The organism is Fibrobacter sp. UWH5, from assembly GCF_900142505.1.
Taxonomy (GTDB): domain Bacteria; phylum Fibrobacterota; class Fibrobacteria; order Fibrobacterales; family Fibrobacteraceae; genus Fibrobacter.
In genome coordinates, this window is sequence record NZ_FRBB01000019.1 from 66,260 (window position 1) to 77,076 (window position 10,817).

Genomic DNA, 10,817 nt, shown 5'->3' on the forward strand with positions numbered 1-10,817 from the left:
AAGGGGATTTCCCAAAATTTCTAACTTTTTTATATGCGTTTTCTAAAAAAGTTGTTGAAAATTGTGGCAGCATTTGCCCTGGTGGGCCTCATTTGCTGCATTCCCGTCTACATCCTGGTCTTTAAGGTGTTACCCGATAAGGATCCCGACAACCAGTTCAACAGGGAATCCATATTGCAGGTCCTTTCTGGCGAGACCCGCGTCTATTACAATGACGGCAACACCTTGCTAGGAGCCTTCTTTGACGCCAACCACCGTATCTATGTACCCTACGGCGACATCCCCTCCAATATCGTAAACGCCCTGGTGGCCGCCGAAGACGCCGGCTACTGGAACCACAACGGCTTCAGCATTTACGGTTTCACCCGCGCCATGGCATCAAACATCAAGGCAGGCCACATGCGTCAGGGCGGTTCCACCTTGACCCAGCAGACCGTCAAGAACATTTTCGGCCGCGAGGAACGCAGCATCAAGGAAAAGGGCAAGGAACTGATCAACGCCCTCCGCATGGAACGCCATTTCAGCAAGCAGGACATTCTTGAATTCTACCTGAACCAGTTCCACGTTTCCGGTACCGGTAAGGGTGTAGCCATCGCCGCCCAGTATTTCTTCAACAAGGAACTGAAGGAACTGAGCCTCGCCGAATGCGCCTTCATTGCAGGTTCCGTAAAGGGGCCCTTCAACTACGACCCGTTCATCCAGCGTAGCGCCGAACGCCGCGAAAAGGCAATCAAGCGTGGCGAGGAACGTCTGCGTTACGTACTTGGCCGCATGGTCGACGAAAAGTACATCTCCGAAGAAGAAATGGCCGAAGCCCTGGAAACGCCGCTGCAGTTCAACCACGGCAACTTCCGCTTCTCTGTCAGCACCATCCTGGAACGTATCGAAGAAAAGCTGGACGGAGACTTCTTCAAGGCTGAATTCGAAAAGCATGGCATCGAAGACTGGCGCAAGGCTCAGCTGACCATCATCTCGACCCTCGACGAAAGATCCCAGGATGCCGCCAAGCGCGCCCTGCAGACAAATATCAGCGGACTCCAGATGCAGTTGGGCGGTTTCGTACTTCCCAAGTCCCAGTTCGCCAACAAGGCCCAGAGCGCCCGCCGCGGCGACTACCTCTACGGCGCCGTCGACAGCGTATTCGTGGATTCCACCGGCAAGCTGAAATCCCTCACCTTAAGTTTCGGCCAGCTTAAAGGTATCGTCACCGAAAAGGCCATCAAGGATTTCGCCGTACAGATCAGCGGTGACGCCCGCAAGCCCGGCGACGTGAACAAGGCTCTGGCACCCCAGTTGAAGAAGGGGGCCATCCTCCTGGTCAGCATTCTGGACGTAGAAAAAATCAACGGTTACGTTCCCTGCAAGATCGAGACGGAACCTGTATTGCAGGGCGGCCTCTTCGCCATTAAGAACGGCCAGGTAGTCGCAACCCAGGGTGGTTTCCACAACACCGGATTCGACAGAAGTTTCAAGGCATTGCGTCAGCTGGGCTCCAGCTGGAAACCCCTGCTCTACGCATTGGCTCTCAAGTACAACTACAATTACCTGGACCCGCTTGAAAACGACTTCAACGTATTCCAGTTCACGAACCAGTTCTACTTCCCTCGCCCCGACCACAAGAACAAGGGCGACATCGTAAGCATCGCCTGGGCCACCACCCGTTCCGAAAATATCGCCAGCATCTGGCTGCTGGAACACCTGCTGGACAAACTCAGCCCCGAAGAATTTGACGCCGTCGCCAAGGAAAACGACTACGCCCGATTCGACAACGAAGAACGCAAGGCCTACTTTGAAAGACTCCGCGACAAGTTCGGTCTAACCTTGAAGGAAGAAGTAAAGAAGGAAATCGAATTTACCAAGGCCAAGTTCGCCCTCATCGAACGTTACAAGGGTGAAGGCAAGGACGCCAAGGCCAGGGCCGTCATCAACCTGCGCTACGGCACCCACAACGACATCGCCATGAAGCAGTCCAAGAAGGATGCCCAGACCGTCAAGTTCATCCAGCACAACTACAAGAGCTATTATGAAAAGCTCCGTGCCCGCGAGGCCCTGGAACTGGATCCGGATATGGCAGCCCAGCTTCCGCCTCTGGAATCCGTGGAGCTGTTCCCCGACTTTACTCTGGCCGACATGAAGCGTCTGACCACCATGATCGAACCCGTCGATGGCGAAGCCGATTACCTGGATGCAGACCACATCCGTTTCTGGCCCGACTACAGACGTTCCCTGGCCATGGCCGACTACGCACGCTTCGCCAAGGAAATCGGCATCCACCAGAAGTTGCAGAAAGTGTTCAGCATGCCCCTGGGCGTAAACGAAATTACCCTGTCAGAAATTTCTACCGCATACCAGACCCTGCTTACCGGCAAGATCTACAAGAGCCTGGATGGCGACTGGACCGACCCCAGCTTTATCAAGGAAATCAAGAATCGTGACGGCACCACCATCTTCAAGAACAAGATGGAATCCAAGACCATCCTCGACGACAACATTACAACCCAGATGGCCGTAATGCTCCACTCCGTATTCAGCAACGGTACAGCACGCAGCCAGTATAACGCCATTACGGTTACTTCCCCCGATAGCACCGTCAGCCTGCGCTACCCTGCATTGGGCAAGACCGGTACTACAAACGACTACAGAAACGTGGCCTTCATGGGCGCGATACCCACCTACAGCGGCGAAAAGAACGGAGCCACTTTGGACTCTGTCGTGGCCATCGGTAGCTACGTGGGCTTCGACAACAACAAACCTCTTAAGTCTGGACGTACCCGCATTGCAGGTGCCTCTGGCGGTCTCCCCCAGTGGGCAGCCTTCGCCAAGGAAGAAATTGAAATCATGGGCACTCCCAAGAAGGTGGACTTCCTGGATATTTCTGTTCTGGCCGCAGGCGAAGTCCCGCTGCAGCTAGGCAATGAACGAGGCGAACTTGTAGTAGATCCCATGACCGGTATGACTCTTGCCGGGGCCAGCGCCGAAGCAGGACGCCCTCTCCCCTGGATCGACATTCCGGGCTACACTCCTCCGCAAGTGCAGGAAATGGCCGCGGAATCTGCAGCAGAATCCGGCATCATGGTTAGCTTACCCATGCCCGCTGCAGAACAGCCCGAAGCCTCCACCGCCCCAGCAGAGGTCGCAGCATCGGATTCCACAAGCGCACAGGCTCCCGCAACAGAAGCAACTGCAGCAGCGGAACCCGCACCTCACGCACCGTCTGTTACACCGGCACCGGCCGCAGCCGCCATGCCCAAGGATGATGACTGGGATCTGCCCGAAGGATTCAATGGCAACAACGCATTTGTTCCTATCGAGGCCGAATAAGTTTTTAGCCCTTTGAAAAAGTTCAGGACGATTTTAAAACAAAGGATCTTTGTATGAATTTCAGTTCTCGTATTTTTTTAAGTACCGCAGGAATCGCAGCAATGGGACTTTCCCTTTCTGCATGTACAGGAGCCCCCGCCCCCTGCACCGAGCCTGAAAACACAGAACAGCAATCCTCTCAAGGAGCACAGCAGGCAGCACCCGAGCAAGTTCAGGAGCAGTCCTCCTCTGCGATTTCTGAATCTAAACCTCAGCAAACCGCAGCACCCTCCTCCAGTTCAGCAGTCCCTAAGAACGAACTTGTTTCCCAGTCTGCGGAACCCGCCCAGCAGTCCTCATCCTCTATGGCCTCCGCCCAGGAAAAGGTCTCGGAAAATGAACCCATGGCCCTTACGGTCATCGACCCCTACACGGCGTTCCCCGCCATGGCAAACGAAGTTTTCGAATACGCCGATAGTTTGTACAAACAGGGTAAGGTCGACGACGCTGTAAAATATCTCCAGCGTTTCCGCGTCATCAAGCCCCTGTGGAATCAATGGGAAAATCAGGCCGACTCCATGCTGGCCGAATTCGGAAAGACCAATGCGGAACGCGCAAAGCAGTTCGAGCCGCTGGTCCTTGAAATTCAGAACATGAACCGCGCCCGTTCCAACTACAGTCTGGTGGCCGAAGCCGCCGATAACCTCATCGCGCTGGTTCCCGGCGATTCCCTGACCAACTTCGCCAACCAGCAAAAACAGATCGCCTACAACAACACCCTGGACAAGGCCCGCAAGGAAAAATCCGAAATCCTCAAGTTGGCAAACGACCAGGCAAAGTTCACCGAAGCAGAACAGAAAGCCTTGGAATTCCAGATGCGTTATCGCGACTTCGAAGACCCACTTAAGATCCAGGCCATGATCGACGACATCCGCAACATGTCCGCCAACAACGACGCCGAAGCCGCCGCCTACTGGCAGAAGAACGATCCCGCCGAAGCACTTGCCAAGGCAAAGGACCTAGTGGAAAAAAGCAAGTTCGCCGAAGCCAAGGAACTTCTGAACAAGCTCAAGTCCAGCCCCCTCCGCAAGGAAGCCATCGAGGAATACAACAAGCTGGCCGACGCCTACTGCAACGCCCAGCGCAAGACCACAAGCCAGCTCTTCGGCAAGGCCCAAAAACAGAAGGACGCCGCAAAGAAGGCCGCCCTCCTGAACGAAGCCATCGCCTCCCTGGATAAATGTCTGGCGGAATATCCCGACAACTCCCAGAAGCAAAAGGTGATCGACAACAGGAACTTCCTGCAGAAGGAACTGAGCAAGTAAATGACCGCAGTATCCGCAGATTGGTGGCAGTACGGCCAGTATCCCGCTTTCTTTATCCTGGGCGCTGTCGTCAGCCTCATCAATAGCATCGCCGGCGGCGGAAGTTCCCTCAGCCTTCCCATCATGATCTTTCTGGGAATGCCCCCGACCGTGGCCAACGGCACCAACCGCATCGGCCTCATCATCGGAAACCTGAGCAGCGTCCACAACCTGGCAAAACACGGCTACCTGAACAAGAAACTCTTCAAGCAGCTATTCTGGCCCTCCCTGGTGGGAGCCCTCCTTGGCGTAGGATTTCTCGCAAACATCGGCGACAAGGTATTCCAGGCCATTATCGCCGGAGCCATCTGCCTGGTAGTCATCATGAGCCACACCCGCAAAGACCTGTTCGGAAAGCCCCCTGCAAACCCGCCCGAAAAATTGACCCTGGGCGGAGCCATCGGGTTCGCCCTGGTTTCAGTCTACGGATGTATCGTGCAGATTGGCGTTGGATTCGTGCAGATCTTTAGCCTCACCCGCTACACCGGTCTAGACCCCATCCACGTAAACGCCCTCAAGAACTGCCTCACAACCGTATTCCTGGTGGTCAGCACCGCGGTTCTCGCATTCACCGGAAAAGTGAACTGGCCCATCGCCATCGTCATGTCAGCCGGCGCCTGGTGTGGCGGTTATTTCGGCAGCGCCCTCCAGCGCAAGAAAGGCAACAAGTTCATCCAGAATTTTATCAGCGTCTGCAGCCTGGTCATGGCAGCCTACCTGGTGGTGGACCTGGTCCTTCAGTAAATCAGATTTCGCAGGAATCAAGATTCTTTTTTTTGGGGGATAAGCGGGCGTTTTACCGCAAACCTGGAACCCCTCCGGGGTTTTAAAAGCTGGTCGAGACTTCCCATCAGAACCGCTTCCAGAGTCTTGTCTCCGGCAGCAAGAACTTCCTTGTCGGATCGTTTCAGCTTCTTGATTCGAGCCTCTAACCGCAAGGCATGCTCCTTGGATTCCAGCTCAAAAGTTCGCAGAATACACTCCGGCGGAAAAGCCTTGGTAAAGCGAGCCCCCTTGCCAGTCAGATGCTGCTGAAAACGGGCCTCCACATCCACGGCATAACCCGTGTAGATGCGATTCCCCTTACAACGAAGCATGTATACAAAATGCGGCATTATTAAAAAAGGGCGGTTACCCGCCCGATTATATCTTAGTGGTGACCGTGTCCTTCAGGTTCATCCTTGCTCGGCTTAGAAACCAAGCTCATATAGATGGTACCCAGGATGGCGGCACTGAAGCTTCCCAGCAGAATGCCCAGCTTTGCGGAATCCTGACGATCGCCAACATCGAAGGCGAGACTTGCCACGAACAGAGCCATGGTAAAGCCGATACCGGCCAACATGCCACCGCCCCACAGAGCCTTCCAGCTGTAGCTCGGACGCTTTGAAATACCGATCTTCACAGAGAGGAAGCTGAACAGGAAAATGCCGATAGGCTTACCGAATACCAGAGCCAGGGCAACAGCGCCCATCACGGGAACTTCCACACCGCCAAGCTTGATTTCGACACCGGCATTGGCCAAGGCGAACAGCGGCATAATGAAGAAGTTGACCCAGGGAGCCAAAGTCTTGTAGAGGCGTTCCTGCATAGAAATACTTTCCTTGGCGCCCTGCTTCAGCAGGCTGAACACGCGATATTTCTCTTCGCTGTCGGTAGCTTCGCCAGAAAGAACGTGACCCACATTATTTGCAAACAGGCCCATCTTGCCGCCGGCAATCACAGCCCTGGCCGGAACGGAAAGACCAAGCAGCACACCCGAAATAGTGGGATGCACGCCGCTCTTTACGAAGAAGGCCCACACAGCTACGCCGATTACGCCATGGAGCAGCAAGTTGCGAACACCCAGACGGAACAGCACATTGATCAAGACCAGCAAGGCAACGCCAGTACCCAGAGCGGCAAAGCTGATACCGTCACCGCTGGGGTAGCCAATGGCAATCACGAGAATGGCACCGATATCGTCGGCGATAGCCAAAGTCAAAATCATCACGCGGAGAGCATGGGGCACCTTCTTGCCAAGGATAGCCATACAGCCAACCACGAAAGCGATATCCGTTGCCGTGGGAATACCCCAACCACGAGTCGCGTCCGTACCTGTCAGACCGTTTACAGCCAAGTAAATCAAAGCCGGGAAAAGCATACCGCCGGCAGCCGCGAGAATCGGAAGACTTGCGGCCTTCGGATCGCGAAGTTCGCCGTAAGTCATCTCGCCCTTCACCTCGAGACCCACGTTAAAGAAGAAGATGGTCATCAAGGCATCATTGATCAGCCAATGCAAATCAGCAGTACCAAGCCAGCTACCGATAGTCACGGCAAAAGGCATGTGCCATACATGATGATAGGACTCAGGGCTGAGATTAGCCCACAGCAAAGCTGCAATGGTCATAATGATAAGAACGATACCGCCAGTAGTCTCCACCTTCATGAGACGTTCAATGGGGGTAAGGATCTTGCGGACCGGAGTTTCCGGGAAAAGTTCTTCGATGCGATCGCTGCTAGTCACTTTTGCGGACATACACACCTATGGTTGATTGTTTTTGTTTTTTCAGCCCTTGCACATTAAAGATAATCAAAATTTTTTTTTAGTCTACGCAATTCGCCACCGAATTCACCCTAAAGACCACCATCTCAAAATGTGCCATAACGCACTAAAAGTTTTATAATATAAATCACCATTTCGTAAGTAAATTATATTAAACTTGAAAAATTCTTGCGGATATTGTCAAATGAAAGAAAGAATGAAGAAACACCCCCTTCTGACCAAAGTCGTTATCGCCCTACTCTGTGGACTTACCTTCTATTTGTTAGGTTTCCCCTGCCGAATATTCCTCAAGATTTCGGATACGACGGAAGTCCGCCTGGTTGCAGCCCTCCCAATGCTGTTTTCCATGACCTTCGGTCTCCCCGGAGCCCTGGGCTGCGCCTTCGCAAACCTCTTCTCCGACATCCAGTCAGGATACTCCGCCGCCGTCTTCATACCGGGATTCCTCATCCAGATTATCTACGGGTACATTCCCGCCAAAGTTTGGCATTACCTCCGCCGCAATAACATCAACAAGTTCCGACTGAACCGAGTCCACAAAGTCGTAGAATACCTCATCATATCCACGGCAGACGCCCTCCTTGTGGCGTTCCTTATCTGTCTGCTATTAAAGTGTGTCGGCCTCCCGTCGAATTTTATCCTGGGCGAAAATATCTTCTTCAATAACTTACTGGCGATGATCGTAATGGGCATCCCCTACCTAAGCCTATCCTCCGTCGTGTTCCAGTATAAGTACCACCGCGCTTCCCCCAGGAATACCATCCTCTCGTTCTCCCTTAACGAAAAATTCCTGCTGTTCATACTCCTGCTGAGCATCCTCATTTCTATCTGCTCCGGTATCGCCGCCTATAACGTGTTCCACTATAGGTACAACCTCAGCAATCTGGACCTATGGAACAAGGTCTACTACAGTGCCGTCATTACCTTGAACATCCTCATTTGGGGAAGCCTTATCCATCTGCGGTTTATCGAAAGCACCGTTATCAAGCCCATCGAAAAGATGAGTGAAATCGCCATGATATTCAGCCACGATACAACCATGGAAAAGAAGCTGGAGGAAATCTCCAACAAGTGCGAAAAGTACCTGAAGTATACCACCGAAATCGGCGCCCTTTCCCGCTCCTACGTAGACATGTCCCGCAAGATCGATGACTACCTGAACCACATTATGGCAATGACGGCGGAAAAGCAGAAAGAACATACGGCCCTTGAAATTGCGACAGCCATCCAGCTGGCGGCCCTCCCCAAGCCCCTCCACTCCAAACGATTTGAAAACTACGCCATGATGGACCCCGCCCTAGAAGTTGGCGGTGACTTCTATGACTTCTTCTTTATCGACGAAGACCACATCGCCCTCTGTATCGCCGACGTATCCGGCAAGGGCATCCCCGCAGCATTATTCATGATGGTCAGCAAGATTATCCTGCGCCACAACCTGATGAACGGCTACTCTCCAGCCGAGGCCCTGGTACGAACCAACCAGGAAATCTGCGAAAACAATACCGTCGACATGTTCGTCTCCATCCTCTGCGGCGTTCTGGACCTAAAGACAAACGTCCTCACCTTCTGCAATGCGGGCCACGAAAAGCCGGCACTCCTGAAGAAGGGCAAAGAATTCTACCTGGCCCAAATCAAGAGCTTCTTTGTAGTCGGCGGCATGCCTGGCATCAAGTACCAGAACTTCGAATTGCAAATGGAACCCGGCGACATCATGTTCACCTACACCGACGGCATTCCCGAAGCCATGAACGAAAACAACGAGGAATTCGGCAACGATCGAATGCTGGCCGCACTGAATGCCTCCAAGGACAAGCCCCTGGAACAACTCTGTAAGGACGTTCGCGAGGCCGTCAGGACCCATGCCGGCAAGGCTCCCCAGTTTGACGACATTACCATGGTGGCATTCCGAATTAATGAAGGAACCTAGGTATAATCGCAAACAGAAAAATCTAACCCATAGAAAAAGCCTCGGACCAAGTCCGAGGCCTTCTTTAAATCGCTTACATTAAACCGTATCGATTCAGACTAGAACTGCTGAGGCGGCCAACGGGGATTCTTGGAGCTCATGTCGATCTTGTAGAAATCGCGTTCGAAGCGTCCATCGTCCATGCCGTAAGTCTGCATGATATGGCGAGCCATCCACTTGCCCAGCTTCAGCACGGTGAGCTTCTTGCGGAGACGACCCTGGCAGTCACGATTCATGATGTCGGGGAGAGTGGAGGTGGTCAGAATTTCATCGATAGCGGGGCTGTTCAGCTTTTCACGAGCTTCTGCACTGGTGTGGAAGTGGGTGACGCCGAAGCACACGCGGTTGGGATGACCCTTCTTGATGTGTTCGCAGCACTGCACGATAGTAGTACCGGTACGGACCATGTCATCGAACACGATCACGTCCTTACCTTCAATTTCATCGATGCTGATGTCAGAAAGTTCCGGGTTGAAAGTCATGGAGATTTCACGTTCGCCAGTACGTACCTTGTCCATCACCACGCGCTTGCATTCGGGGAGCTGGAGAGCATCGAACACAGCGTTCATGAAAGGACGTGCGCCCTTATCCGGAGAAACGATCACCAGGTTGTTACCATCCTTACCAGTCTGCACGAAGTTGCTGTTCTTGATGTAGTGTGCATAGACATCGGTAGGAATCAGGTTGTGGAAATGACCTTCGAAAATATCGTTGAACAGGTTCTGAACCTTGATGCTGTGGTTGTGGCAGGTAACAACAGCGTCCACACCAGCCTTCTTCAGAAGATCGGCATAGAGCAAGCTAGTGAAAGCCTGACCATCAAACTTCTTGAGGTCGATATCCGGGCGATCCTTTTCCAGTTCGCCAATACGGTGGGGACCGCGGTCCTGTGCGGAGTAGAACAAATCCGGTTCTACGAGAACAACCTGTTCGGCGCCGTTATCCTTGGCAGCGCGGGCCAGGATGCAGTTACGCATAGCGTAGTCGTTACGACTACGTTCATGGTTAGAAACAGAGCAGATCAAGACAATCTTGCCTTCCAGACGGCGGCCGATATGTTCGATATCATCGGCATCCAGCATATAGCGGGGGCAGAATTCAGAGTTGGCGAAAGTCTTCAGGGAGACCACGTCGGAAATGTCTTCGCGGAGACCGATGTACTGAGCCATATCAATGGCAAACGGATCATCGGTGAAGTTGCCGGTCACGATAAAACGATCTGACATAAGATTGCCTTAATTTAAGGTTTTTTGGGGGTTAGTGGCCCAAATATAGATAGATTAGGACATCCTTGCAAGTAAGGCAACGCAATACATATCTATTACACAAATTGATAGACAGCTTTTTGAGGGGATGATTCGTCGGGCAGGCCCCGCAAACCCGGGGACAGGCGGAAAGGCCGCCGGCAGGGTCCGCCTTTCCCGGTAAGCCTCCTGCGACAGCTCATGGCCTGCGCCTGGCGACGGCAGGTGCGGTGGGCCGATGCCGCGCCCATGTACGGCGGGCGATGCCCGCGTCGACGCCCCGGCGCGACGGCGATGGACATAAACAAGAAAGGGCCCCCCGAGGTTTTTCCTCGGGGGGCCCGTGAATCCAGCGGCGACCTACTCTCCCGGACCCGTAGGCCAGGTACCATCGGCGATAG

At 53.4% G+C, this 10,817-nt stretch carries 7 protein-coding genes; 4 read left to right on the top strand and 3 right to left on the bottom strand.

The genetic code is table 11. The features are described from left to right. Positions 1–63: 63 nt before the first annotated feature. Genes BUB38_RS13135 through BUB38_RS13145 form a run of 3 tightly spaced genes read left to right on the top strand, consistent with a single transcriptional unit; the run spans position 64 to position 5,408 of the window. Positions 64–3,321, top strand: coding sequence for a transglycosylase domain-containing protein (locus tag BUB38_RS13135; protein ID WP_254794961.1), 3,258 nt, complete (start codon positions 64–66; stop codon positions 3,319–3,321). Positions 3,322–3,374: 53 nt separating this feature from the next. After that, positions 3,375–4,625 (top strand): hypothetical protein, encoded by a 1,251-nt coding sequence (locus tag BUB38_RS13140; RefSeq protein WP_073161194.1) that lies wholly within the window; start codon positions 3,375–3,377, stop codon positions 4,623–4,625. Next, entirely contained in the window at positions 4,626–5,408 is a 783-nt protein-coding gene (locus tag BUB38_RS13145; protein ID WP_073161195.1) for a sulfite exporter TauE/SafE family protein, read from the top strand. Between the two features lie 17 nt (positions 5,409–5,425). Here BUB38_RS13145 and BUB38_RS13150 read toward each other — a convergent pair whose 3' ends face one another. Both BUB38_RS13150 and nhaA read right to left on the bottom strand, forming a co-directional pair. Continuing rightward, the gene (locus tag BUB38_RS13150; RefSeq protein WP_249269402.1) at positions 5,426–5,761 is read right to left on the bottom strand and encodes a GIY-YIG nuclease family protein; all 336 of its coding nucleotides are present in this window, start codon (positions 5,759–5,761) and stop codon (positions 5,426–5,428) included. A gap of 53 nt (positions 5,762–5,814) precedes the next feature. After that, entirely contained in the window at positions 5,815–7,179 is a 1,365-nt protein-coding gene (gene nhaA / locus BUB38_RS13155; RefSeq protein ID WP_073161197.1) for a Na+/H+ antiporter NhaA, read from the bottom strand. A gap of 223 nt (positions 7,180–7,402) precedes the next feature. Between nhaA and BUB38_RS13160 the strand changes: the two genes are divergently transcribed. After that, positions 7,403–9,133 (top strand): PP2C family protein-serine/threonine phosphatase, encoded by a 1,731-nt coding sequence (locus BUB38_RS13160; protein ID WP_073161198.1) that lies wholly within the window; start codon positions 7,403–7,405, stop codon positions 9,131–9,133. 98 nt (positions 9,134–9,231) lie between these two features. On the opposite strand, the gene BUB38_RS13165 is transcribed toward BUB38_RS13160, so the two are convergent. Then, complete coding sequence (locus BUB38_RS13165) at positions 9,232–10,398, bottom strand: ribose-phosphate diphosphokinase (RefSeq protein ID WP_073161199.1); 1,167 nt, start codon at positions 10,396–10,398, stop codon at positions 9,232–9,234. Positions 10,399–10,817: the final 419 nt, after the last annotated feature.

What these genes read in the sequence shown, in the direction of transcription:
- nhaA (WP_073161197.1), bottom strand. Translation starts at nt 7,179, where the DNA reads ATGTCCGCAAAAGTGACTAGCAGCGATCGCATCGAAGAACTTTTCCCG.
- BUB38_RS13165 (WP_073161199.1), bottom strand. Translation starts at nt 10,398, where the DNA reads ATGTCAGATCGTTTTATCGTGACCGGCAACTTCACCGATGATCCGTTT.
- BUB38_RS13145 (WP_073161195.1), top strand. Translation starts at nt 4,626, where the DNA reads ATGACCGCAGTATCCGCAGATTGGTGGCAGTACGGCCAGTATCCCGCT.
- BUB38_RS13140 (WP_073161194.1), top strand. Translation starts at nt 3,375, where the DNA reads ATGAATTTCAGTTCTCGTATTTTTTTAAGTACCGCAGGAATCGCAGCA.
- BUB38_RS13160 (WP_073161198.1), top strand. Translation starts at nt 7,403, where the DNA reads ATGAAGAAACACCCCCTTCTGACCAAAGTCGTTATCGCCCTACTCTGT.
- BUB38_RS13150 (WP_249269402.1), bottom strand. Translation starts at nt 5,761, where the DNA reads ATGCTTCGTTGTAAGGGGAATCGCATCTACACGGGTTATGCCGTGGAT.